24 protein-coding genes and 1 riboswitch are annotated in these 22,439 nt (G+C 63.6%); of the genes, 11 read left to right on the top strand and 13 right to left on the bottom strand.

The window, feature by feature from the left end:
- Position 1: 1 nt before the first annotated feature.
- Together ACFOKJ_RS14785 and ACFOKJ_RS14780 are read left to right on the top strand one after the other, a co-directional pair.
- A complete protein-coding gene (locus tag ACFOKJ_RS14785) occupies positions 2 to 760 on the top strand; it encodes an SDR family NAD(P)-dependent oxidoreductase (protein WP_390280971.1) in 759 nt (252 codons plus the stop codon).
- Positions 761 to 825: 65 nt separating this feature from the next.
- Positions 826 to 1,617, top strand: a complete 792-nt coding sequence (locus tag ACFOKJ_RS14780) for a DinB family protein (protein WP_390280969.1) — start codon at positions 826 to 828, stop codon at positions 1,615 to 1,617.
- Between the two features lie 166 nt (positions 1,618 to 1,783).
- On the opposite strand, the gene ACFOKJ_RS14775 is transcribed toward ACFOKJ_RS14780, so the two are convergent.
- Positions 1,784 to 2,038, bottom strand: coding sequence for a hypothetical protein (locus ACFOKJ_RS14775; RefSeq protein WP_390280967.1), 255 nt, complete (start codon positions 2,036 to 2,038; stop codon positions 1,784 to 1,786).
- A gap of 220 nt (positions 2,039 to 2,258) precedes the next feature.
- Here ACFOKJ_RS14775 and ACFOKJ_RS14770 point away from each other — a divergent pair, with 220 nt between their 5' ends.
- The gene (locus ACFOKJ_RS14770) at positions 2,259 to 3,143 is read left to right on the top strand and encodes a LysR family transcriptional regulator (RefSeq protein WP_390280965.1); all 885 of its coding nucleotides are present in this window, start codon (positions 2,259 to 2,261) and stop codon (positions 3,141 to 3,143) included.
- A 5-nt stretch (positions 3,144 to 3,148) separates the two neighbouring features.
- Here ACFOKJ_RS14770 and ACFOKJ_RS14765 read toward each other — a convergent pair whose 3' ends face one another.
- Entirely contained in the window at positions 3,149 to 3,952 is an 804-nt protein-coding gene (locus ACFOKJ_RS14765; RefSeq protein ID WP_390280963.1) for an EAL domain-containing protein, read from the bottom strand.
- Positions 3,953 to 4,102: 150 nt separating this feature from the next.
- Between ACFOKJ_RS14765 and ACFOKJ_RS14760 the strand changes: the two genes are divergently transcribed.
- Complete coding sequence (locus ACFOKJ_RS14760; protein ID WP_390280960.1) at positions 4,103 to 4,771, top strand: flagellar basal body L-ring protein FlgH; 669 nt, start codon at positions 4,103 to 4,105, stop codon at positions 4,769 to 4,771.
- Between the two features lie 5 nt (positions 4,772 to 4,776).
- Here the strand turns inward: ACFOKJ_RS14760 and ACFOKJ_RS14755 are convergent, their stop codons facing one another.
- Complete coding sequence (locus ACFOKJ_RS14755; protein ID WP_390280958.1) at positions 4,777 to 5,292, bottom strand: hypothetical protein; 516 nt, start codon at positions 5,290 to 5,292, stop codon at positions 4,777 to 4,779.
- 183 nt (positions 5,293 to 5,475) lie between these two features.
- On the opposite strand from ACFOKJ_RS14755, the gene ACFOKJ_RS14750 reads away from it, so the two are divergent.
- Entirely contained in the window at positions 5,476 to 6,240 is a 765-nt protein-coding gene (locus ACFOKJ_RS14750; RefSeq protein WP_390280956.1) for a response regulator, read from the top strand.
- A 269-nt stretch (positions 6,241 to 6,509) separates the two neighbouring features.
- Here ACFOKJ_RS14750 and ACFOKJ_RS14745 read toward each other — a convergent pair whose 3' ends face one another.
- From ACFOKJ_RS14745 to ACFOKJ_RS14700, 10 genes are all read right to left on the bottom strand, one after another.
- Entirely contained in the window at positions 6,510 to 7,013 is a 504-nt protein-coding gene (locus tag ACFOKJ_RS14745) for an ester cyclase (RefSeq protein ID WP_390280954.1), read from the bottom strand.
- Between the two features lie 200 nt (positions 7,014 to 7,213).
- Positions 7,214 to 8,665: a gamma-aminobutyraldehyde dehydrogenase gene (locus ACFOKJ_RS14740; protein ID WP_390280952.1), complete on the bottom strand. Its 1,452-nt coding sequence runs from the start codon at positions 8,663 to 8,665 to the stop codon at positions 7,214 to 7,216.
- On the bottom strand, positions 8,662 to 9,474 hold the full coding sequence (locus ACFOKJ_RS14735) for an ABC transporter permease (protein WP_390280950.1): 813 nt from the start codon (positions 9,472 to 9,474) through the stop codon (positions 8,662 to 8,664). Before ACFOKJ_RS14735 ends, ACFOKJ_RS14740 begins: the two co-directional genes overlap by 4 nt.
- Positions 9,464 to 10,417, bottom strand: a complete 954-nt coding sequence (locus ACFOKJ_RS14730; protein WP_390280948.1) for an ABC transporter permease — start codon at positions 10,415 to 10,417, stop codon at positions 9,464 to 9,466. Before ACFOKJ_RS14730 ends, ACFOKJ_RS14735 begins: the two co-directional genes overlap by 11 nt.
- A 9-nt stretch (positions 10,418 to 10,426) precedes the next feature.
- Positions 10,427 to 11,443 carry an ABC transporter ATP-binding protein gene (locus ACFOKJ_RS14725; protein WP_390280946.1) on the bottom strand — a complete coding sequence of 339 codons (1,017 nt, stop codon included), beginning with the start codon at positions 11,441 to 11,443 and terminating at the stop codon, positions 10,427 to 10,429.
- A 169-nt stretch (positions 11,444 to 11,612) separates the two neighbouring features.
- Positions 11,613 to 12,770 carry an ABC transporter substrate-binding protein gene (locus ACFOKJ_RS14720; RefSeq protein WP_390280944.1) on the bottom strand — a complete coding sequence of 386 codons (1,158 nt, stop codon included), beginning with the start codon at positions 12,768 to 12,770 and terminating at the stop codon, positions 11,613 to 11,615.
- A gap of 279 nt (positions 12,771 to 13,049) precedes the next feature.
- Complete coding sequence (locus ACFOKJ_RS14715) at positions 13,050 to 13,955, bottom strand: LysR family transcriptional regulator (RefSeq protein WP_390280942.1); 906 nt, start codon at positions 13,953 to 13,955, stop codon at positions 13,050 to 13,052.
- A gap of 76 nt (positions 13,956 to 14,031) precedes the next feature.
- A complete protein-coding gene (gene ung, locus ACFOKJ_RS14710) occupies positions 14,032 to 14,745 on the bottom strand; it encodes a uracil-DNA glycosylase (RefSeq protein WP_390280940.1) in 714 nt (237 codons plus the stop codon).
- Positions 14,746 to 14,824: 79 nt separating this feature from the next.
- Entirely contained in the window at positions 14,825 to 15,151 is a 327-nt protein-coding gene (locus ACFOKJ_RS14705; RefSeq protein WP_390280938.1) for a rhodanese-like domain-containing protein, read from the bottom strand.
- A gap of 2 nt (positions 15,152 to 15,153) precedes the next feature.
- Positions 15,154 to 15,813, bottom strand: coding sequence for a protein-L-isoaspartate O-methyltransferase family protein (locus tag ACFOKJ_RS14700; RefSeq protein ID WP_390280936.1), 660 nt, complete (start codon positions 15,811 to 15,813; stop codon positions 15,154 to 15,156).
- A 147-nt stretch (positions 15,814 to 15,960) separates the two neighbouring features.
- Positions 15,961 to 16,101: riboswitch (TPP riboswitch) on the top strand.
- Positions 16,102 to 16,204: 103 nt separating this feature from the next.
- Here ACFOKJ_RS14700 and thiC point away from each other — a divergent pair.
- From thiC to ACFOKJ_RS14670, 6 genes are all read left to right on the top strand, one after another.
- The gene (thiC, locus tag ACFOKJ_RS14695; RefSeq protein WP_390280934.1) at positions 16,205 to 18,109 is read left to right on the top strand and encodes a phosphomethylpyrimidine synthase ThiC; all 1,905 of its coding nucleotides are present in this window, start codon (positions 16,205 to 16,207) and stop codon (positions 18,107 to 18,109) included.
- A 175-nt stretch (positions 18,110 to 18,284) separates the two neighbouring features.
- Positions 18,285 to 19,316, top strand: a complete 1,032-nt coding sequence (locus tag ACFOKJ_RS14690) for a tetratricopeptide repeat protein (RefSeq protein WP_390280932.1) — start codon at positions 18,285 to 18,287, stop codon at positions 19,314 to 19,316.
- Between the two features lie 51 nt (positions 19,317 to 19,367).
- Positions 19,368 to 20,378, top strand: coding sequence for a tetratricopeptide repeat protein (locus tag ACFOKJ_RS14685; protein ID WP_390280930.1), 1,011 nt, complete (start codon positions 19,368 to 19,370; stop codon positions 20,376 to 20,378).
- Between the two features lie 185 nt (positions 20,379 to 20,563).
- A complete protein-coding gene (locus ACFOKJ_RS14680) occupies positions 20,564 to 20,659 on the top strand; it encodes a sporulation protein (RefSeq protein ID WP_390280928.1) in 96 nt (31 codons plus the stop codon).
- 150 nt (positions 20,660 to 20,809) lie between these two features.
- Positions 20,810 to 21,580: a hypothetical protein gene (locus ACFOKJ_RS14675; protein ID WP_390280926.1), complete on the top strand. Its 771-nt coding sequence runs from the start codon at positions 20,810 to 20,812 to the stop codon at positions 21,578 to 21,580.
- A gap of 94 nt (positions 21,581 to 21,674) precedes the next feature.
- On the top strand, positions 21,675 to 22,415 hold the full coding sequence (locus ACFOKJ_RS14670; RefSeq protein ID WP_390280924.1) for a sporulation protein: 741 nt from the start codon (positions 21,675 to 21,677) through the stop codon (positions 22,413 to 22,415).
- Positions 22,416 to 22,439 lie beyond the last annotated feature (24 nt).

Raw genomic sequence — 22,439 nt, 5'->3', positions numbered from 1 at the left:
TATGCAACGCTTTGCAGGACGCACCGTGCTGGTTACCGGGGGCACCTCCGGCATCGGCCTCGCCACCGTGCGCGAACTGGCGCGTGAGGGCGCGCAGGTATTGTTTACCGGCCGCCGCGCCGAGCTGGGGCAGCAGATCGCCGCCGACATCTGCGCACAGGGCCAGCTGGCCGAGTTCTGGCCGCTGGATCAGCTGCAGCCGGAAGCCACCCCGGCACTGGTGGAAGCCATCATTGCCCGCCATGGCAATATCCACGGCCTGTTCAACAATGCCGGCGTGGTGCTGGGCGGCACCGCGGAACACACCAGCGAAGCGGACTGGGCCACGGTGCTGGCGCTCAATGTCACCGCGGTGTGGCGCATGTGCAAGGCGGTGCTGCCGCATATGCGCGTCAGCGGTGGCGGCAGCATCGTCAACAATGCCTCCGACTGGGGGTTGGTAGCCGGCGAGTCCGCGGTGGCCTACTGCGCCAGCAAGGGCGCCGTGGTGCAGATGACACGCGCCATGGCGCTGGATCACGCCCGCGACCGCATTCGCGTCAACGCCATCTGCCCCGGCGACACCGAGGTGGAACGCTGGGCGGCGGAGCGTGCGGCCAACCCCGACGCACCATCGCTGACCGTGGCCGGCGGCGTGCCACTGGGGCGCTATGGCCAGCCAGCGGAAATCGCTCGCGCGGTGTGCTTTTTACTGTCGGACGATGCCAGCTTCGTCACCGGCACCACACTGGCGGTGGATGGCGGCAATACCGCACGCTGAGCACTTGTGTTATCAATGGCAATGCTAGTAACGTATCAAAACGATACGTTACTAGGTGCCACGCCATGCACAACCGCTTCGACCAATTCCGCCTTACCGCACTGGGCCAGCAACTGGAAGTGCTGATCGACAGCCCGCAGCGCTACACCGAATACGCGGCGCTATCGCGTGCTGACATCCCTGCGGTTACCGCGATCGTGCATGATCTGCAGGCGCGCTTCCCGGAGGTAGATAGCGACCAGACGGCACGCCAGTTCTGTGGCGCCATGGTGGGCGACGTGATGCGCCGCCATGGCCACGAGCTGCTGCGCCCGCGCGGCCGCGTGCCCGGCGGCTACTTCAGCTACGGCGCCGTGTGGTCGCCGGTGCCGCTGCAACGCAGCTTTGCCGAGCTGCTGCAACAGCTAGCAGCCATGCCACAGCAGGTGCTGCAGCGCCTGGCTACCGTGTCGCCAGGCCAGCGCACGCAACGCCCGGCCGGCACCGCCTTCTCGGCACTGGAACACCTGTGCCACCTGCGCGACCTGGACCGCGATGCCTTCCTGCCACGCGTGCAAGCCATGCTGCAGCAGCAACAGGCCGCACTACACGGCGTGAATGGCAGCGCATGGGCACAGAAACGGGATTACCAGGCGCAGGACTGGCAGCAGGCGGTGGATGGCTTTACCGCCGCACGCCAGGCACTGCTGGCGCTGCTGCAGGGTTGCGACCAAGCGGCACAGGCACGCATCGCGGTATGGGAAGGCAAGCGTCGGCTGACGCTGACGGAGCTGGTGGTCGACATGGCGGCGCACGATGCCACCCACCTGCTGGAAATCGACGAACTGCTGGCGGCGCTGGCGGGCGAAGAGGTGTGAGCAGCGACGTCAATCGGCATACTCCCCTGGAATGCAGCAACAGGTTTAACACTGCGCAGTAAACGTTGGGCCTGGCCATACGGGACTCAACAACCTGCGCTCCCATTTCTCTCAACGCAAAAGGGATGCCATTCGGCATCCCTGGTTCATAACGAGATAGCAACGCTTAGAAGCGCTTGCTGTCACCCTTGTAGCGATGATCCACCCAGGCGCCACCACTTGGCGTGGAGGAAGGAGCCACAGTTGCCGGCCCGGCTGCCGTCGGCTGTCGCTGCATGATGTTCTCCACGTCCATCATCTGTGATGAGCACAGACTCATGCGCTGCCGGCAGCGGTACTCGCCGCTATCGCCACTCTGTGCATATGCCATACCGGCGAGCAGGGTGCCGGCCAGGGCCACGGCCCATATTCGTGCGTTCATGACTACCTCCGTCAGCCCGGGAAGGGCTGTGCTGCTTGTACTTGCCAAGTATTCGTCATTACCGGCTATAAAAAAGCGGGAAATCTTGGGCAAAACCCGCTAGAAATTCGATAGGAAGCATGCCACTTGCCTGCGCTGCGGCGGCGGGCAGCCACGGCATGCATGCCGATGTATCGAACGATTCGATCAGTCTTCGCGCCGCCCGAAATGCATACCGCCCATGGCACATCAGTTTCCCCGCACCACGCTGGAACAATGGCGCGTGCTGCAAGCCATTGTCGAATACGGCAGCTACGCACAGGCAGCCAAGGCACTGTTTCGCAGCCAGTCATCGGTAAGCTACGCCGTGGCCAGGCTGCAGGAGGAACTCGGGGTTACCCTGCTTAGCCCCTGCGGTCGCAAAATGTGCCTGACGCCCTGCGGCGAGGCATTGCTGCATGATGCGTTGCTGTTGCTGGAAGATTCGCTCTACCTGGAACAGCGGGCGCAATCGCCTGCCGGCCTGTGGGAGGCCCAGGTCAACCTGCTGGTGGACATGTTGCTGCCCAGAGCGGTCCTGCAAACCGCGCTGCGCAGCTTCTGCAGCCAATGTCCGTACAGCAGCCTGCAGTTACAGGAGGAATTCAATGGCAACAGCCTGTCGCTGGTGGAGCGCGGCCAGGTGGACGTTGCCGTGCTTGCCCGAGTGCCCAATGGCCACAGCGGCCAACCCTTGATGCACAGCGACAGCGTGGCGGTGGCGGCCAGCAGCCATCCCTTGTGTCAGAACATTCACGCGCTCGGCTCGCACGAGCTGAAAAAATATCCGCAAATCACCCTGAACCATATGGCGTCACTGGCGCGCCCACGCGGCCATGCACCGCTACCGGGCAATCTGTCGGTCAGCACCCTGGGCAGCGCGGTGGAGCTGGTCAGCCAGGGCCTGGGTTATGCCTGGCTGCCGGAGCACGCCGTAGCCGACGCCCTGGCCAAAGGCACTATGCGCTTGCTGGCGCTGAAAAGCGGGCAACGCCGCAGCATGGAGCTATATCTGCTGCTGCCGGCCGGCGAGCGCAGCGGGCCTGCCAGCCGGGTACTGGCCCAGGCGCTGCAGGCGGCGGTCTGACCACATCACAGCAGCTCACGCACCGCCAGCAGCGCCGGACGCCCCAGGTGGTAGCCCTGGTACAGCTCCAGCCCCAGCGCCTGCATGGCGGCGAACTGCTCGGTAGTTTCCACGCCACACACCACGCTACGACAGCCTATCTGCCAGGCCAGCTGCAGTTCGCTGGCCAGCCTGCCACCGTCGCCCAGCTGCTGGTCCAGCAGCATGCTGCGGTCGAACTTGATGATGTCCGGGTTCAGCGCCCGGGTGCGGCCGTGGCTGGAAGCGGTGGCGCCAAAATCGTCGATGGCGATACCGAAGCCGGCCTCGGAAAAACGGCGCAGGCTGCCGGCCAGCTGCAGCGGGCTGTGCTCCAGCTCGTATTCCAGCACTTCCAGCACCACGCCGTCGGCCGCCAGACCCAATGCCGGCAGCAGTTGCTGCAGCAGCGGCAGCAGGCCGTCCTGCAGCAGCGAGGCCGCCTGCACGTTCAGCGACAGGCAGCCTTCGCAGCGCGCCTGGGCAAAGTTGTGCAGATGCATTACCAGTGCCAGGCTGTCCAGCTGCCGGGCGTCGGCCTCGTCCAGGCTGGCAAACAGCAGGTCTGGCCGCAGCGGCTTGTCATCGGCAGCCGTAACTCGCAGCAGCGCCTCGTGGCCGAACACGCTGCCGCTGCGGTAGTACAGCGGCTGGAACACGCTGTGCAGGCGGTAGCCGGCGAATGCCGCGCAGTAACGTCCGGCCTCGTCGCGCAGCAGGGCCGGCAGCAGGGAATGCAGGGAAGGGGACGGGCGCATTGCGGTTTCCGGCTGGGCAGATGTGTGCAGCATAGTCTGCCTGCCGGCCGGCTGTCGCGCCGGCATGTGACAACCATGTGCTGCCATGGCAATAAATCGCTACAAACTGCTTACCAACTGGCAGCGCTGGCGCTACACCCGGGTGCTTGAATCGCGGCATCCCTTTGCCGCGCGAGCCCTGCCATGTCTACCCTGCGCCTGATCTGCCCCCTGCTGCTGCTGACCGGCTGCACCACCCAGTCGGTAGTGCAGCTGCCCACCAGCAGCTATCCGCAACTGCGGCCGGTGCTGGCCACCCAGGCCGATGGCGGCATCTTCAATCCGTCATCGGCACGGTTGTTTTTTGAAACCAGCCTCGCCAGCCGCATCGGCGACGCCATTACCATCACCATCGACGAAGACCTGAGCAGCAGCAGCTCGCAGGCGCTGAGCGACAAGTCCAGCGGCAGCAACAAGGTCAACGGCCCGGCAGCGCTGAATACCGTGCCGGGGGTGGTGAAGCAGCTGTTCGATGTCAACGTGGATTCCGACTATGCCTTGCAGGATCAGCTGGACCACTCGCGCAAGAACAGCAGCAAGGTCAGCGGCAGCATGATGGTGTCGGTAATCGATGTGCTGCCCAATGGCTACCTGGTGGTGGGCGGCGACAAGATGCTGCTGATCAACGGCAAGCAGAGCGTGCTGCGCCTGTCCGGGGTGATCAACCCGGCCAATCTGCAGGCCGCCAACAGTATCTCCTCGCGCCAGCTGGTGAATGCACGGCTGGACCAGGTCACCCAGGACATGCCGCTGGATGCCGGCGTGCTGGCCTGGATGCAGTTTCTGTTCGGCGTGGCGCTGACGGTGTACTGAACGGCTCAGCTGTTGGCCGCAGCCGGCTGCAGGCCAAACAGCAGCTGGTCCAGCAGGAACACCAGCTTGGCCTCGGTGCTGGCCCAGCGGTCCATCACCCGGGGTTCGTACACCACCCGCGCCAGCACGCGGCCATCCTGCTGCAGCGCCATGGTGGCGTAGCTCAGGTAGGCCGCATCCTGTTCCCACACCCTGGTAGCGGCATACTGCAGGGTCACGCAGCCGGCAGGCACACTACCTGCCGGGTACACCTGGGTAGCCACGCCACGGCGCTGCATGCCGTCTTCCATCACCCGCACCATATCCGGCACCGTTACCGCCTGGTTCCACTGGATGCAGATACGCTTGTACGGCGCCTGGCGGCGCTCGGCACGCTGGCGCGCCTTTTCCGCGAATGCCTGCAGCTCGTTGGCGGTGGAAAAGGTAAAGGTGAACACATCGCGCGCCGGGCTGGGTAGCGACTGTACGGTGATGCAGCCGGACAGCAGCAGGGCGGCGGCAACGGAAAAAGCTCGGGTCATGGGTAGGGCGGCCGGTTAACGGGCCGCGACAGACAGGCGGCCTTCGGCGACAAGTCTAGCGGCAGCGGTGTTGCCGGCGATTGGCTGCTTTGTAGAAAAGCGCTTACAAACGGCACACACGGTGCCGGCACGGGGCCGCTACCCTGAGCCTCTTTTGCGGCCAACCCCACGCCACCCCACACCATGCTGCAAGCCATCTACCCCCCACCCACCAGCACCAGCGACACCGGCACCGTACAGGTGCTGGTAGTGGACGACGACGAGGACATCCGCGAGCTGATCTGCCAGTACCTGGGCAATTACGCCATCCGTTCGCTGGGCGTGGCCAATGGCGAGGCGATGCAGGCGGCGCTGGCCGAGCAGCACTTCGACGCCATCGTGCTGGACCTGATGCTGCCGGGCGAAAACGGCCTGACGCTGTGCAAGCGGCTACGCGGCCATTCCACCGTGCCGATCCTGATGATCAGCGCGCATGGCGACCCTACCGAGCGCATCATCAGCCTGGAAGTGGGCGCAGATGATTTCCTGACCAAGCCGTTCGATATCCGCGAGCTGGTGGCGCGCATCCATTCGGTGCTGCGCCGCACCCGGCAACCGCCGGCAGGCGGTCGGGTGCCGGCCACGGCGCCGGAGCGGCTGGGCTTTGGCGACTGGCAGCTGCACCTGACATTGCGCCAGCTGCACGATCGCGACGGCACCGTGGTGCCGCTGTCCAATGCCGAATTCCGCCTGCTGTCGGTAATGCTGCAGCGGCCGCGCACGGTGCTGGACCGCGACCTGCTGCTGGACCTGACCCGCGGCAGCACGGTGGAGGTGTTCGACCGCAGCATCGATATCCTGATCTCGCGGCTGCGCGGCAAGCTGCGCGACGACCCGCGCAACCCGCGGCTGATCCGTACCGTGCGTGGCGAGGGCTATATGCTGGATGTGCAGATCCGCCAGCTGTAGCTGGCCTTGCGGCCAATGCTGGCGGCAGCGGCAAAATGAAAAACGATTCTTTGCCACGAAATCCACAGAAACCACGGAAGACAACAACAGCCCGCAAGGTTATGACCCTGCCACTTTTTCTGTGTATTCCGTGGGTTCTGTGGCAAAGAAAACTATCGGCCACGCAAGGCGTAGCGTGGTCACGAGGGGGGGGGATGAACGGCTACCTCGAACGAAAAAAGGCCACCCGACACCGGGTGGCCAAGCCCATCTCACCACTCACCGCAGGATTACTTGATGTTGCCCAGCTGTTTGTTCAGCGACAGTGCATCGTAGAAATCGCCCTGGTACACGATGCGGTTGTGCTTCACCTTGATCAGGCTGACGCCCTCGAAGCTGATCGGCTTGCCGGTGGGCTTGCCACCGTCCACCGTGGCATCGATGTTCGGGCCGCTGTTGGTGCCGGAAAAGCGCCAGCGGAAGGCGATCTGCTCCTTGCCCTGCACCGGTTCGCCCAGCATTTCCCACTTCAGGTCGGGAAAGCTGTTGATGAAGAAGCGGATCACGTTGTCGCGCGCCACCATCACCCCGTACTGCGACTCACCCACCGTCACGTCGTAGTACTCCACCTCCGGATCCAGCGCCATGGCCGCCTGGTTGGCGTCGTGGGCGTTCCAGCCCGCCATGTATTGCTGCACCACCTGCAGCGGCGTGGCCGCCCAGCTGGCCGCGGACAACATCAGACCACCCACTACCGTAGCCAGGGCAAGCCGCCGGCTGATTGCTGTGTACATGTGTCTCTCCCCTGGTGAACAAGGCTGGCCGCAAGCTTGCGGCCAACCGGATGCCGCGTAGTACATATTCACGATCTCGCGAGCGAGAGCGAGACAAGGCGAAAACGGCTGAGGAAGCGGAATTTACAAGTTGTAAATGCGCATTACTGAGTCGAATTCAACGCCGTATCGCCGACGCGCAGCAGATCGTGATCCGACTGTTACTGCTTGATCATCACGTGACGCACACAGCTGTAATCCTCCAGCGCGTACATCGACATGTCCTTGCCGTAGCCGGAACGCTTCATGCCACCGTGCGGCATTTCGTTCACCAGCATGAAGTGGGTATTCACCCAGGTGCAGCCGTACTGCAGTTCGGCGGATACCTTCATCGCGCGGCCAACGTCCTGGGTCCACACCGAGCTGGCCAGGCCGTAGTCGGAATCGTTGGCCCAGCCAATCACCTGCTCGGTGTCGTCGAACGGGGTGATGGACACCACCGGGCCGAACACTTCACGGCGCACGATCTCGTCGTCCTGGCGCGCACCGGCAATCACCGTCGGCTGGTAGAAGAAGCCGGGGCCGCTGCCCATGGCGCCGCCGGTTACCACTTCGATATGCGGCTGCTGCTCGGCGCGCTCCACGAAGCTGGCCACGCGGCTGCGCTGGCGTTCGGAAATCAGCGGGCCCATCTCCACGCCTTCCAGGTGCTGGTGGCCGTACTTGATAGTGGATACCGCGCCGGCCAGATCGGCGACAAAGCGTTCGTACACGCCCTTCTGCACATACAGGCGGCAGGCGGCGGTGCAGTCCTGGCCGGCGTTGTAGTAGCCGAAGGTGCGGATGCCTTCCACCGCGGCGGCGATGTCGGCATCGTCAAACACGATGACCGGCGCCTTGCCGCCCAGCTCCAGGTGGGTGCGTTTGAGCGAGCGCGAGGCGGTTTCCAGCACGCGCTGGCCGGTGGACACGTCGCCGGTGATGGAGATCATGCGCACTTCCGGCTGCGAGATCAGTGGGCTGCCCACGGTTTCGCCACGGCCCAGCACCAGGTTGAACACCCCCGGCGGCAGGATGCCGGCCACCAGTTCGGCCAGCTTCAGGGTGGACAGCGGGGTCTGCTCGGATGGCTTGAGCACCACGGTATTGCCTGCGGCCAACGCCGGCGCCATCTTCCACGCCGCCATCATCAGCGGGTAGTTCCACGGCGCGATGGAGGCCACCACGCCCAGCGGGTCGCGGCGGATCAGGCTGGTATGGCCGGGCAGGTATTCGCCGGCCAGCGCGCCGGTCTGGGCGCGCACCGCACCGGCAAAGAAGCGGAACACGTCCACCACCGCCGGAATCTCGTCACCCAGTGCCAGGTGATAGGGCTTGCCGCAGTTCAGCGATTCCAGGCGGGCGAATTCCGGGCCGCGCGCCTCGATGGCCTCGGCCAGCGCCAGCAGCTTCTCGCTGCGTTCACGCGGGGTGGTGCGTGCCCAGCTGCCGAACGCGCTCTGGGCGGCGGCCACTGCCGCCTGCACCTGCTCGGCGCTGGCTTCGGCGATTTCCACGATCAGCTCGCCTGTTGCCGGGTTGACGATGCGCTCGCGCTCGCCCTGGCCTTCCACAAACTCGCCACCAATCAGCAAACGGGTATTCAGCGTCTTTTCCATAGGAACCTCGGTCATTTACCGCTGCCGGCGATGTCTTCCGTGCCGCGGGTCAGGTAGTACGCGCCCAGGATAGGCAGCGCGGTAATCAGCATCACGGTCATGGCCACCACGTTGGTGATGGGCACATCGCGTGGGCGGGTAAGCTGGTTCAGCATCCAGATCGGCAGCGTGACTTCGTTGCCGGCGGTGAAGGTGGTAACGATGATCTCGTCAAAGCTCAGCGCGAAGGCCAGCATGCCGCCGGCCAAGAGCGCAGTGGCGATCTGCGGCAGCACCACGTAACGGAAGGTCTGGAACATGTCGGCGCCAAGGTCCTGCGAGGCTTCCACCAGGCTGTAGCTCATGCGGCGGAAGCGGGCGATCACGTTGTTGTAGATCACCACCACGCAGAAGGTGGCGTGGCCGATGGCGATGGTCCAGAAGCCGGACGGGATCTCCGCCAGCCGGAACGCCGACAGCAGCGCGATGCCGGTAATGATGCCGGGCAGGGCAATCGGCAGGATCAGCATCATGGTGATGGCGTTCTTGCCGAAGAAGTCGCGGCGGTACATGGCTGCCGCCGCCAGCGTGCCCAGCAGCACCGCCAGCACGGTGGCCAATGCGGCCAACTGCAGCGACAGGCCGATGGCCTGCATCACGTCGTTGCGGGCAAAGGCGGCGCCGAACCAGCTCAGGGTGAAGCCCTTGGGCGGAAAGCTGTAGCCGGCGCTTTCGGCGTTGAAGGCGTAGATGATGATGACGGCGATCGGCAGGAACAGGAAGCCGATGCCACCGTAGGCCAGCAGGCGCAGCCACAGGGGTGCGCGGTCTTGATCAGAGTGCATCGAACGCTCCCAGTTTGCGTGCGCCGGTCAGGTATAGCGCGATGATCACCACCGGTACCACGGTGAAGGCGGCGGCCAGCGGCATGTTGCCGATGGAGCCCTGCATGGTGTAGACCATGGAGCCGATGAACAGGCCGGACGGGCCGATGATCTGCGGGATGATGTAATCGCCCAGCGTCAGCGAGAAGGTGAAGATGGAGCCGGCCACCACCCCGGGAAACGCCAGCGGCAGGATCACGTGGCGGAAGGTCTGCGCACCGCTGGCGCCCAGGTCGCTGCTGGCCTGCATCAGGCCCAGCGGCACCCGCTCCAGCGCGGCCTGGATCGGCAGGATCATGAACGGCAGCCAGATATAGGTGAACACGGCAAAGCGGCCCAGGTGCGAGGTAGTCAGCGAGTTGCCGCCCAGCAGCGGGATGGTCATCAGCCAGTCCACCACACTGCCCAGCCCCAGGTGCTGGTAGGCCCAGTACACGATGCCATCCTTGGCCAGCAGCACCGTCCAGGCGTACACCTTCACGATGTAGCTGGCCCACATCGGCAGCATCACCGCCACGTAGAAGAAGCCCTTTTTCCAGCCACGGGCGTAACGCACCATGTAGTAGGCCAGCGGAAAGGCCAGTACCGCCGAGGCCAGCGTTACCGCGCTGGCCATGCTCAGCGTGCGCAGCACCACGTCGAAGTTGGCCGGCTGCAGCAGCTGCTGGTAGTTGGCCAGCGTCAGCTCGCGGCTGACCTCCATGGTGAAATCGTCGAAGGTGAAGAAGCTCTGCGCCAGCAGGGTGGCCAGCGAGCCGATATACACCACCAGGAACCACAGCAGCGGCAGGCCCAGCAGCAGCGCCAGCTGCAGGCCGGGGCGACGGTACAGCGCCACGCCCAGTCGCTGCAGCAGGCCAAGCGGCGGCACGGCAGGGGTGGCGGACAGGGAAGCAGTCATCATGTTTCCCCCTCAACCGGCCAGCGGCAGCATGGCCTGACGCGGCCAGGCCAGGGTGATGGCGGCGCCGATGGCGGCCTGCGGCTCGGCATTGCCGTGCTCGTTGGGCAGTACCATGCTCACCACCTTCTGACCGAACACTTCCACCTCGTAGCGGCTTACCGCGCCCAGGTACTGGATATCCAGCAGCTTGCCCGGTACCCGCACCACGTCGGCATCGGCCAGCTGGCCGGCCGGGCGAATGCGCTCCGGCCGCACGGCGAATGCCTGCGCATGGCCGATCAGCGTGCCGGCCAGATCGCCGTCGAATACGTTGGCCGCACCGACGAAATCCGCCACAAAGGCGGTAGCCGGCTGGTTGTACAGCACTTGCGGCGCCGCCACCTGCTCGATGCGGCCCTTGTTGAACACTGCCACGCGGTCGGACATCGACATCGCCTCGCCCTGGTCGTGGGTCACATAGATGAAGGTGATGCCGAGGCGGCGTTGCAGCGCTTTCAGTTCGGTCTGCATCGCTTCGCGCAGCTTGAGGTCGAGCGCGCCCAGCGGCTCGTCCAGCAGCAGCACGCGCGGCTGCAGGATCAGCGCGCGGGCCAGGGCCACACGCTGGCGCTGGCCGCCGGACAGCGCTGCCGGGCGGCGGGTGCCGTACTGGCCGAGCTTGACCATCTCCAGCATTTCCTCGGCGCGGCGGTAGCGCTCGTCCTTGCCCACGCCCTTGAGCATCAGGCCGTAGGCCACGTTGTCCAGCACGTTCATGTGCGGAAACAGCGCGTAATCCTGGAACACGGTATTCACCGCACGCAGATTGGGCGGCAGCCCGGCGGCTTCCTGCCCGAAGATGCGGATGGAGCCCTGGCTGGGCTGCTCGAAGCCGGCGATCAGGCGCAGGCTGGTAGTCTTGCCGGAGCCGGACGGGCCCAGCATGGAGAAGAATTCGCCCTCGGCAATGTCGAGGTTGATGTCGTCAACGGCGCGCACGCTGTCGTAGTGGCGGCTGACATTCTGGAACTGGACGGCGATGGACATGATGTACTCCAAATGCACGGCAAGGCGTGCAAGGCGGCGGCCCGAACGGGCAGCCGTACTACCGGGTGAGCAACCGCCACGCCCCGCCCCCCCAGGAAGGACATGGCGGCGCTCGGTTGAAACGTAGTACCGGGTTGGCCGCAACTGGCGGCCAACCACGGCAGCGGGATTACCGACCGCCCATGATGGCGATGTAGTCGGAAGTCCAGCGGCTGTACGGCACGCAGGTTCCCTGGGTCTTGCAGGTGGCGATCGGGGTTTTCCAGAAGCGGATCTGCGCAAAGCGGTCAAAGCCGTTGCTCTTGCAGAAGTCGCTGCCGCCCGGTGCCTTGGTCTTGCAGGCGTCCGGCACCACCGGGTTGGAACCGAACCATTCAGCCAGGCTGGACTGCAGGTTCTTGTTCAGCGACCACTCCATCCACTTGTAGGCACACACCGGGTGCTGTGCCTTGGCATGCAGCATGGTGGTATCCGCCCAGCCGGTGGCGCCTTCCTTCGGAATCACGCCTTCCACCGGGAAGTTTTCCGCCTGCAGGGTGTTGATGGTGTAGCCCCAGGCACTGGATGCCGCCACGCCTTCTTTCTTGAAGTCGTTCATCTGCACGGTTACGTCGTGCCAGTAGCGGTGGGTGAGCTGCTTTTGCTGGCGCAGCAGCTTCAGCACTTCCTGGTACTGCGCTTCGTTCAGCTCGTACGGGTCCTTGATGCCCAGCTTGGGGTTCTTGCTCATCAGGTACAGCGCGGCATCGGCAATGTAGATGGCGCCGTCGTAAGCCTGCACCTTGCCCTTGTTGGCCTGGCCATTGGCCAGCTTGCCCGGCTCGAATACCGCCGCCCAGCTGGTGGGCGCGCTCGGGTAGAGCTTGGTGTTGTACATCAGGAAGTTGGCGCCCCACTGGTACGGCGTGCCGTACACCTTGCCGCCCACGGTGTACCAGCCACCGTTCTTCACGCGCGGATCCAGCGTGCTCCAGCTGGGAATCAGGTTGGGGTTGATCTCCTGCACCTTCTTGCCGTAGATCAGGCGCAGCGAGGCATCGCCGGAGGCGGTTACCAGGTCGTAGTTGGGCGAGTTCATCAGCGACACCATCTCGTCCGAGGTGGCAGCGGTTTTCACGCTTACCTGGCAGCCGGTGTTCTTTTCGAACTGGGTTACCCAGTCGTAGTTCTTGTCGGTCTCGCCGCGCTCGATATAGCCGGGCCACGCGATGATGTTGAGTTTGCCTTCCGGCTTGCCCAGCGAGGTCGGCGGTGCCGCCATCAGCGGGGTGGCGACCATGCTGCTACAGACGGCCGCCCAGGCCAGGGCATGCAGGCGATGCTTCATCACAGTTCTCCTTTGCAGATCGGCGCATTGATTGCGTCTCGAATGATGTGCTGCATTCTAGGAACCGCGTTTTGGCACTACCAAGGTAACTTGCCCAATACTACCTATCGGAAAAACCGGATGCTCGCCGCCGGTGTTGGCATTTATCGCTGCGCCGTGCGGGAGTTTGAACCGAAAGCGTGCCGCAGCGCAAAATCGCGAGCCACAGCGGTGCAAGCCATCTGTTTTATAAATTGCACACTACAAGATATCGGTTTTATAGAACGAAATTTGATCCAATCAGGCGTGGCTACGGGTGTACTCGCGCGCCACGGTCAGGAAGTTCTGTGCTGTTTCCGCCACCTTGGCACCACGGCGCCAGGCCAGGCCCACCTGCAGCGACGGCGTTTTTTCCAGCAGCTGACGCACTTCCAGCCGGTCGCCATCCAGCGACCACGGCCGGTACAGCAGGTCCGGCATCACCGCCAGCCCCGCGCCGGTGGCCACCAGGCTACGCAGGCCCTCCACCGAGCTGGTACGCACCGCCACCGTTGGCCGCAGGCCCTGGCTGCGCCACAGCGCGGTGGCCACGTCTTCCAGCTCGTCCAGTTTCAGGGTGACCAGCGGCTGCTGCGCCATTTCCGCCACCGCCACCGTGCCCAGCTCCAGCAGCGGGTGGTTCACCGGCAGCCACAGCCGGTAGGCGGATTCCAGCAGCGTTTCCGCCTCCAGCGCCTGGCGGTTTTCCAGGTTGGAAACGATCAGCACCCCCACATCCAGCTCGCCGTTCACCAGCAGGTGCTCGATGTACTCGCGCTGGTCTTCCACCACGCGGATATCCACCAGCGGAAAGGTATTGCGGAAGCGGTCCAGCAGATAGGGCAGGAAGTAGCCGCACACCAGGCTGGTAACGCCGATATTGAGCTGGCCGGTAACGGTGTCCGGCCGCGCGCGCATTGCCTCGCGGGCATTGCGCACCGAAGCCAGGATCTGGTGCGCATGGCGCAGGAACTGGTAACCGGCGTGGGTAAGGATCATGCCGCGGGCGTGGCGCTGGAACAGCGTGGCGCCAAGGTCGGCCTCCAGCGTGCGGATCGCCTCGGTCACCACCGATTGCGACACGTTGAGATCCTGCACCGCACCGGAGATAGACTCCGCCTCGGCAACCGCCACGAAATAACGCACGTTCTTCAGCGTGATGGCCACGTTTTCCCCCTGTAGACAATGGCGGTGTTGCCCGCCTTGGGCTGCACTTTACACCAGCGACAGCACGACGCTACGGCTAGAACAAACCACCCTGTGCCGCCGGCGCGCCCCAGGCGATCTCGCCACGGCCGCGTGCGGCCAACCATTGATTGGCCTGCGAGAAATGGCGGCAGCCAAAGAAGCCGCGGCTGGCGGATAGCGGCGACGGATGCGCGGCCTTCAGCACCGCATGGCGGCCGGTATCGATGCGCTCGGCCTTGCCCTGCGCCCAGTTGCCCCACAGCAGGAACACGCAGCCGGGATTGTGCGCATTCACCGCGTCGATCAGCGCATCGGTCACCTGCTGCCAGCCGATCTTGCCGTGGCTGCCGGCATTGTCGGCTTCCACCGTCAGCGAGGTATTCAGCAGCAGCACACCCTGCTGCGCCCAGTGTGTCAGATCGCCGCTGGCGGCCGGTGCCACGCCCAGGTCACTGGCCAGCTCCTTGTACATATTGCGCAGGCTGGGTGGAATCTTCACCCCGGCCGGCACCGAGAAACTCAGTCCCATGGCCTCGCCGGCGCCGTGGTAGGGGTCCTGGCCCAGGATCACTACCCGCACGTCCTGCGGTGCAGCGTGTTGCAAGGCATGAAAGACCAATTCGCGCGGCGGGTAGATGGCCACGCCGTCGGCGGCGCGGGCGGCCAGACGCGTGTCTATGGCCTGCAACTGCGCAGCCAGCGCCGGTGCGGTCAGCACCTCTCGCCAGGCGGCGGGCAGGGCGGCAAGGGCGGGGGAAAGGTAGCTCATGTTCATTCTTTTCTGCCACGGCGTGGCGACAACAAAAAAGCCGCTCCGGCAGGAACGGCTTTCGACTGGATGGTGTGGCTTAGTAGCGCGCCATCGCCGGGTCCACCTCATTGGCCCAGGCATCCACGCCGCCACGCAGGCTCAGCACCTGTTCGAAGCCGGCGTTCTGCAGGTAGAGGCCCACCTGGAAGCTGCGCACGCCGTGGTGGCAGATGGTTACGATGGGCACATCGTCCGGCAGCTCGTTATGACGCAGCGGCACCAGGTTCATCACCATCTGCTGCGAGCCGGCGATGTGGCACAGCGCGTATTCCCAGTCCTCGCGCACATCCAGCAGCACCGGTTTGACGCGACTGTCGTCGGCCAGCCAGGCAGCCAGATCGCGGGCGGTGATTTCGCCTACCATGCTCAGAAGCTGAAGCGGGACGGCTCGATGGCGTCCAGCTGCTGCAGGCGGGCGATATTGGTGTCGAAGCTCACGCTTTCCTGGTAGGCGCTTTCCGACACGCGGGTGATTACCTTGGCAATCATCACCGGGGCATCACCGGCGATTACCGCCAGGCGGCCGCCCACGGCCAGCTGCGCCTTCAGTGCGTCCGGCACTACCGGTACCGAGCCGCCAACAAAGATCACGTCGAACGGCGCCTGCGAAGCCAGGCCTTCGATACCGTTGCCTACCGACAGGGTCACGTTGCGGATGCCGGCGGTCTTGAGGTTGGCCGCGGCGCGCTGGGATTGCTCGGCATCCAGGTCCACGCTGTACACGTGCTGGCTGACGGCGGCCAGCAGCGCGGTCATGTAGCCGCTGCCGGTACCCACTTCCAGTACCTTGTCGCTGGATTTCACCTGCAGATCCTGCAGCAGGCGGGCTTCCACCTTCGGCTCCAGCATGGTGCAGCCGTTTTCCAGCGGCAGCTGAACGTCGGCAAACGCCAGGCTGCGCTTTTCTTCCGGCACGAAATCTTCGCGTTTCACGTGAAACAGCAGGTCGAGGATGGAGGTGTCGAGCACATCCCACGGACGGATCTGCTGCTCAACCATGTTGAAACGGGCTTGTTCGAAATTCATCGGAAACTCCGGGGGATTCAAGACAATAAGGAAAGGACGACTCTGAAAACGGCACGCACGCTTGATTTCATGCAGTTTTCGCAGCCGGCCGGCCCGTAATGCGGGCGCAACCTAACTTGCGATTATCCCACAATTAACTTACCTTCACAGCATCGCTAGGGGTCCTGCCCCTGCCGGTGAGCATGCCACAGCGTTGTGTGCGGGCGACACTGGCGGGTTGGCGGGTGAGAGTCACCCTTCGAACCTGACCCGGATAATACCGGCGTAGGGAAGCGTAACCTGCCAGACACCGCATCACGCCGCGCGTTCCCGCCAGCCGTGACCGCGGCCAACCGCAGCCGGGCAACCGGGCCGCTCCTTGCGCCGTTTCATCGCACACTGGAGCCCCCCGATGAACGCGCCAAGCAAACTGAACGAACACATGGTGGTGGATTCCGCCGCCATCCAGCCGCTACCGAACTCCCGCAAGATCTATGTCGAGGGCAGCCGCCCGGACATTCGCGTGCCGATGCGCGAAATCAGCCAGGCCGACACCCCCACCCAGTTCGGTGGCGAGCAGAACCCGCCAATCTACGTCTACGACACCAGCGGCCCGTACAGCGACCCGCAAGCCAGCATCGACATCCGCTCCGGCCTGCCGGCACTGCGCGCCGCCTGGATCGCCGAGCGTGACGACACCGAGCGCTTAGCCGGCCTGTCCAGCGACTACGGCCGCGCCCGCGAGGCCGACCCGAAACTGGCCGACCTGCGCTTCGACCTGCAACGCAAACCGCGCCGCGCCAAGGCTGGCCGCAACGTTACCCAGATGCACTACGCGCGCCAGGGCATCATCACGCCAGAGATGGAATACGTTGCCATCCGCGAAAACCTGAACCGCAAGGCGTATGTCGAATCGCTCAAAGCCACCGGCAACAAGCGCCTGCTGGAACTGATGACCCGCCAGCACGCCGGCCAGAACTTCGGCGCCCAGCTGCCGGAAGACATCACCCCGGAATTCGTGCGCCAGGAAGTGGCCGCCGGCCGCGCCATCATCCCCAACAACATCAACCACCCGGAAAGCGAACCGATGATCATCGGCCGCAACTTCCTGGTGAAGATCAACGGCAACATCGGTAACAGCGCGGTAACGTCGTCGATCAGCGAAGAAGTGGACAAGATGACCTGGGGCATCCGCTGGGGCGCCGACACCATCATGGACCTGTCCACCGGCAAGAACATCCACGAAACCCGCGAGTGGATTCTGCGCAACTCGCCGGTACCCATCGGCACCGTGCCCATCTACCAGGCACTGGAAAAGGTGAACGGCAAGGCCGAGGACCTCAGCTGGGAAATCTTCCGCGACACGCTGATCGAGCAGGCAGAACAGGGCGTTGACTACTTCACCATCCACGCCGGCGTGCTGCTGCGCTACGTGCCGCTCACCGCCAACCGCATGACCGGCATCGTGTCGCGCGGCGGCTCTATCATGGCCAAGTGGTGCCTGGCGCATCACCAGGAAAACTTCCTGTACACCCACTTCGCGGAAATCTGCGAAATCATGAAGGCCTACGACGTAGCCTTCAGCCTGGGTGACGGCCTGCGCCCGGGCAGCGCCTGGGATGCCAACGACGCCGCGCAGCTGGGCGAGCTGAAGACCCTGGGGGAGCTGACGCAGATCGCCTGGCAGCACGACGTGCAGGTGATGATCGAAGGCCCCGGCCACGTGCCGATGCAGCTGATCAAGGAGAACATGGACAAAGAGCTGGAGTGGTGCCACGAAGCGCCGTTCTACACCCTGGGGCCGCTCACCACCGACATCGCGCCGGGCTACGACCACATTACCAGCGCGATTGGTGCGGCGCAGATCGGCTGGTACGGTACCGCCATGCTGTGCTACGTCACCCAGAAGGAACACCTGGGCCTGCCGAACAAGAATGATGTGAAGGAAGGCATCATCACCTACAAGCTGGCCGCACACGCCGCCGACCTCGCCAAGGGCCACCCCGGCGCGCAGATCCGCGACAACGCGCTATCCAAGGCACGCTTCGAATTCCGCTGGGAAGACCAGTTCAACCTGGGCCTGGATCCGGACAAGGCGCGCGAATTCCACGACGAAACGCTGCCGAAAGACAGCGCCAAGGTGGCCCACTTCTGCAGCATGTGCGGCCCGCACTTCTGCTCGATGAAAATTACCCAGGACGTGCGCGAATTCGCCGCCAAACAGGGCATCAGCGAGCAGGACGCGCTGCACAAGGGCATGGAAGTGAAAGCCATCGAGTTCGTGCAGGGCGGCGGCAAGCTGTACGACAAGGTATAAGCCTGCTTTGCTTCACGTTAAACGAAGGTTGGCCGCAGCGCTGCGGCCAACCTTTTGGGGCAGATAAACGCCCCGTGACACCCGGCATGTCTTGTTCGCCGGTATCTATACAAAGCCGTATTCCCCATCGGCATATTTTGCGGCACCATGCTGGCTCCAACCGAAGGGGAGTCGCATGAAAAGCGTTCTATTCAGTCTGCTGTTGTCCATGCCATTGGCACTGCCCGCACAGGCAGCAGATATCAAGCAATTGCTGCAGGACGGCTACTACCAGCTGGCACTACAACAGGCCAGCCAAGCATTGCAGCAACTCCCCGCAGATGACGCCACTAGCCAATTACGTGCACAAATCGATCTGGCCAACGCCACCCGAGAACACCGCCAACCCGCTCAGGCGGAACAAATGTTCAAGGCCTTGCTGCAGGACAGCCACCAGATTCCCCCGGGCAGCCTGCTCGAGGCAGAAGTACAAGATGGACTGGCTGCCGTTTATATGGACCTGCAGCAGGCAAAGCCGGCGAGCAAACTCTACCGGCGCATACTGGCTACACGTCAGCAGCACCTGGGGGAACAACATCTGGACGTTGCCCAGACACTGAATGACCTGGGCGTTTCCCTAGGCATGCAAGACCAGGTGGCGGAAAGCCAGAAACTGCTGAAGCAAGCACTGCAAATACGCGAACAACTGGCAGGACATGACAGTTTCCCTGTGGCAGAAAGCCTGTACAACCTGAGCTTCAATCACATGGTTCCCGGTGAGTACCAACAGGCCGAATCCATGATGATCGAAGCCATCCGCATCAAACAGCATGTCTTGCGCCCGGACCACCCCAGCCTGACCCGCAGCATGCGCATGCTGGGCTGGTTGTACCGCAAGGAAAAGCGGTTCGACGAAGCCATGGCGCAATTGCAAGCCACTCTGACCATGACCCAACGCAATGGCGAAGACTCGCTTGACCAGACAGGCAGAACCTTGCGCGCCATCGCTGACTGCCTCCAAGACCAGGGCAAGGTCACGGAAGCGGAACAGTACTACCGGCGGGCCCTGGTAGTGCTACAGCAGGCACTGGGAGCAAAACATTATGCCGTCGGACAGGCCATGAACAATCTGGGGTGGCTGCTGAAACAGAACCTCCATAACAGTGAAGGTCAGCAACTGATTACCGAGGGGCTACGCATCATGGAAGCTGCGGAAAACCAAAACTGACAGCATGCCGGATAGCTTCCGACTGCAAGCACATAACCCTGGGCTGCCCATATGCACATTTTCCGTCCTGTTCTCCCCCTGCTCTTCACCATTGCCTGCCATGCCGACAATGTTGACAACCTGCTGCAGCAGGGCAATTACCAGCAAGCCACCCAACAGGCAGAAGCGGCGCTTGCCAGCGCTACCGACCAGACCGCCCGCTGGCAGGCACAGCGAGACCTTGCCCGCAGCTGGCTAATGAAGGATCACTTCAAGGAAGCAGGAGCATTACTGCAGTCCTTACTGTATGGCCCGCAAGCGGTACCAACAGACACGTTGCTATACGCAGACCTGCTGGATGCATGGTTCCAGTTCCTGCGCGAAAGCAGCCGGTTCAAGGACGCAGAACCCATCGGCTTGCAGGCCCTCGCGTTACGTACGCGACTACTGGGCGAGCAGCACCTGCTGGTTGCTGAGTCGATGAACAATCTGGCACTGCTACGCCAATACACCGGCAATGACAGCGAGGCTATCCGGTTACACGAGCAGGCCCTGGTCATGCGCAAAACCCTTGCTGGGGAAAACAGCAAGGAGGTGGCAGAAAGCCTGCACAACCTGGGCACGCTGTATAACCGCAAGCGGGACTGGGCCTCTGCCGAGCGCTATCTGCAACAGGCACTCGCTATCAAACAGCTGATCATGCCAGCCAACCACCCGTCGATCCGGGTATCGAAGGCGCGCCTTGCCAGCAACTGCATCGATAGTAAGCAGTACGTCCGTGCCATATCACTACTGGAGGAGGTACTGGCCGGGGAGCAGAACGATGCAAACAGCGACAGGGTGCATAAAGCCATCGTGTTGCGCGAACTGGGCGATGCCCATCACTACTTGCGCCATGTCGATGTGGCAGAAGGCTATTACCGGCAAGCACTGGATGCCTTTGCTAGCAGCGTAGGCACGCAGCACTACGCCTATGCGGTCACCCTGAACAGCCTGGGCTGGCTGTACAAGAAGAATGGCAAACAGGAGCAGGGTACAAGCATGATTACCGAATCCGAGCGCCTGTTCGACGCAATCAAATAGCACCGCACCCCAGACAGCCCAATGCGCCTTGGCCCCCTATTCGCCAGCACTTACAGACATACCTGTTCTGCTAACCGGCACGGCCGCAGTTACATGCGGCCAACGGTGTGGAAACTCGCCCGGAACTTGCATCGAGCCGCCCGGTCTTGCCAACGTCGCTCAACACAGCTTCAGAATACATAGACATGTTCAAGAAACTGCTTGCCTCGATTGGCGTCGGTGGCGCCAAAGCTGGTACCCAGCTGGGCAAGCCGCGCCAGTGTCCGGGCGACGGAAAGTGAAAGCCATTGCGTTCGTGCAGGGCGGCGTCAAGCTGTACGACAAGGTATAAGCCCTCCTTGGCACAGGTTGGCCGCATGCTGCGGCCAACCCTTGCACCCGACCGGCGATGCATTAAGCTGACAACATCGTCACTTTTCCTGCCCAGTGCCATGTTGCCTGTCCGTCTGCTGCTTACCACCTGCCTCTGGCTGCCAGTTGCTGCCCTGGCCTGCAACTACACCTACCCGGTAGCGCCAAATCAGCCGGCCCTGTACCAGCAAGCCGCATCCGGCGAGGAAAGCGGACTGATGGTGGTGGTGGCACAGCGCCTTGCCACGCTCAGTGGCTGCCGCCTCCAGCCGCAGCAGCTACCACTGGCCCGTCGCGATGCCGTATTCCGCAGCGGGCAGCTCATGCTGCAGCTGGGCGTGCTGGAAGACCCGCAGATCCCCGCCGCCGATGCCGAGTTCGTCCCCATGCTACGCATGGCACTGCGCGTGGGTGTGCTGCGCGGTGGCGCATATAGCACGGCGGACGAAGCGCTGGCCGATATCTCGACGCGGCTAGGCATGATCCGCGGCACCCATCTGGCCCCCACGGTAACGACACGGCTGAATGCCTTGTCCGTCTTCTCCCGCATCGAATACAGTAACGACCGTTCCAGTCTGTACCAGAAGCTGGCGCGCCAGCGCCTGAGCGCGGTACTGGACACTACCAGCTGGGCCCCCACCGGCGTATCCGGGTTGGAAGGGCAGCTGCAGAGGCTGCCGTTCCGCCCTCCGCTGTATGTACGGGTGGGCAGCTACCTGTCGACCCGGCTACCTGCCACCGACCGGCAGCACCTGCGCCGCGCGTTGCAACAGCTGGTTGCCGAAGATGCGTTGCGCCCGCTGATACAAACCTATCTGGCCATTCCGGCCAGCGACTTGCTCCTACCCTGAGCAAACCCTCTCCGCGCCGCAACCACGGCCGGAACTTGCTGCCGTCCATACGGTCTTGCAAGCGCCCGTCAACACAACTTCAGAATACATAGACATGTTCAAGAAACTGCTTGCCTCGATCGGCGTCGGTGGCGCCAAAGTCGATACCCAGCTGGACAACCCGCGCCTGTATCCAGGCGAACTGCTGCGTGGCCGCGTGCTGGTGCAGGGCGGCAGCGCCGACCAGGACATCGAGAAAATCGAACTGGTACTGATGGTGGAAGCGGAGCAGGAATCCGGCGACCACGAGGCACGTGGGGCGCTGCCGCTGGGCACGGTGCCGGTAAGCGGCCGCTTTACCATTGTGGCAGGCCAGACCAAGGAACTGCCGTTCCAGATTCAGCTGCCGGCGGAAACCCCCATCAACGCGCTGCCGCATTACGGTCGCCCGCTGCCGGTGTGGATCCACACCGACCTGGCCATCGATTCGGCAGTGGATGCCAGCGACCGCGACCTGCTGGAGATTCTGCCGCCGGCACCGGTGCAGACCCTGCTGCAGGCGTTCGAGCAGCTGGGCTGGGCGCTGGCCAGCACCGACGTCGAAGTCGGCACCGCCCGCGCCGGCAATGTGATGAGTACCCTGGGCTGCTACCAGGAGTTCGAGCTGCGCCCGCGCGGCGGCAATTTCCGCATCCAGGAAATCGAGCTGACCTTCATCCCGCAAGGTGGCAACACCCATGTGCTGATCGAGGTGGATGCCCGCTTCGGCAGCGACAGCTACAGCGTGCTGGTGATGGGCCCGGATTATGCCGGCCGCGACTGGGTGGCCGAGCTGCGCCGCTATCTGCCGCTGTAAACCCACGGCCATAAAAGCAAACCG

The sequence above is a fragment of the Vogesella amnigena genome (genome assembly GCF_042648905.1).
Classification (GTDB): domain Bacteria; phylum Pseudomonadota; class Gammaproteobacteria; order Burkholderiales; family Chromobacteriaceae; genus Vogesella; species Vogesella amnigena.
Note: the sequence above shows the minus strand (reverse complement) of the source record. Positions and strands in the feature narration are given on the sequence as shown.

Bases quoted from the DNA above. Each gene is read 5' to 3' on its own strand.
- ACFOKJ_RS14785 (WP_390280971.1), top strand. From the start codon at position 2: ATGCAACGCTTTGCAGGACGCACCGTGCTGGTTACCGGGGGCACCTCC.
- ACFOKJ_RS14780 (WP_390280969.1), top strand. From the start codon at position 826: ATGCACAACCGCTTCGACCAATTCCGCCTTACCGCACTGGGCCAGCAA.
- ACFOKJ_RS14775 (WP_390280967.1), bottom strand. From the start codon at position 2,038: ATGAACGCACGAATATGGGCCGTGGCCCTGGCCGGCACCCTGCTCGCC.
- ACFOKJ_RS14770 (WP_390280965.1), top strand. From the start codon at position 2,259: ATGGCACATCAGTTTCCCCGCACCACGCTGGAACAATGGCGCGTGCTG.
- ACFOKJ_RS14765 (WP_390280963.1), bottom strand. From the start codon at position 3,952: ATGCTGCACACATCTGCCCAGCCGGAAACCGCAATGCGCCCGTCCCCT.
- ACFOKJ_RS14760 (WP_390280960.1), top strand. From the start codon at position 4,103: ATGTCTACCCTGCGCCTGATCTGCCCCCTGCTGCTGCTGACCGGCTGC.
- ACFOKJ_RS14755 (WP_390280958.1), bottom strand. From the start codon at position 5,292: ATGACCCGAGCTTTTTCCGTTGCCGCCGCCCTGCTGCTGTCCGGCTGC.
- ACFOKJ_RS14750 (WP_390280956.1), top strand. From the start codon at position 5,476: ATGCTGCAAGCCATCTACCCCCCACCCACCAGCACCAGCGACACCGGC.
- ACFOKJ_RS14745 (WP_390280954.1), bottom strand. From the start codon at position 7,013: ATGTACACAGCAATCAGCCGGCGGCTTGCCCTGGCTACGGTAGTGGGT.
- ACFOKJ_RS14740 (WP_390280952.1), bottom strand. From the start codon at position 8,665: ATGACCGAGGTTCCTATGGAAAAGACGCTGAATACCCGTTTGCTGATT.
- ACFOKJ_RS14735 (WP_390280950.1), bottom strand. From the start codon at position 9,474: ATGCACTCTGATCAAGACCGCGCACCCCTGTGGCTGCGCCTGCTGGCC.
- ACFOKJ_RS14730 (WP_390280948.1), bottom strand. From the start codon at position 10,417: ATGATGACTGCTTCCCTGTCCGCCACCCCTGCCGTGCCGCCGCTTGGC.
- ACFOKJ_RS14725 (WP_390280946.1), bottom strand. From the start codon at position 11,443: ATGTCCATCGCCGTCCAGTTCCAGAATGTCAGCCGCCACTACGACAGC.
- ACFOKJ_RS14720 (WP_390280944.1), bottom strand. From the start codon at position 12,770: ATGAAGCATCGCCTGCATGCCCTGGCCTGGGCGGCCGTCTGTAGCAGC.
- ung (WP_390280940.1), bottom strand. From the start codon at position 14,745: ATGAGCTACCTTTCCCCCGCCCTTGCCGCCCTGCCCGCCGCCTGGCGA.
- ACFOKJ_RS14705 (WP_390280938.1), bottom strand. From the start codon at position 15,151: ATGGTAGGCGAAATCACCGCCCGCGATCTGGCTGCCTGGCTGGCCGAC.
- ACFOKJ_RS14700 (WP_390280936.1), bottom strand. From the start codon at position 15,813: ATGAATTTCGAACAAGCCCGTTTCAACATGGTTGAGCAGCAGATCCGT.
- thiC (WP_390280934.1), top strand. From the start codon at position 16,205: ATGAACGCGCCAAGCAAACTGAACGAACACATGGTGGTGGATTCCGCC.
- ACFOKJ_RS14690 (WP_390280932.1), top strand. From the start codon at position 18,285: ATGAAAAGCGTTCTATTCAGTCTGCTGTTGTCCATGCCATTGGCACTG.
- ACFOKJ_RS14685 (WP_390280930.1), top strand. From the start codon at position 19,368: ATGCACATTTTCCGTCCTGTTCTCCCCCTGCTCTTCACCATTGCCTGC.
- ACFOKJ_RS14680 (WP_390280928.1), top strand. From the start codon at position 20,564: ATGTTCAAGAAACTGCTTGCCTCGATTGGCGTCGGTGGCGCCAAAGCT.
- ACFOKJ_RS14675 (WP_390280926.1), top strand. From the start codon at position 20,810: ATGTTGCCTGTCCGTCTGCTGCTTACCACCTGCCTCTGGCTGCCAGTT.
- ACFOKJ_RS14670 (WP_390280924.1), top strand. From the start codon at position 21,675: ATGTTCAAGAAACTGCTTGCCTCGATCGGCGTCGGTGGCGCCAAAGTC.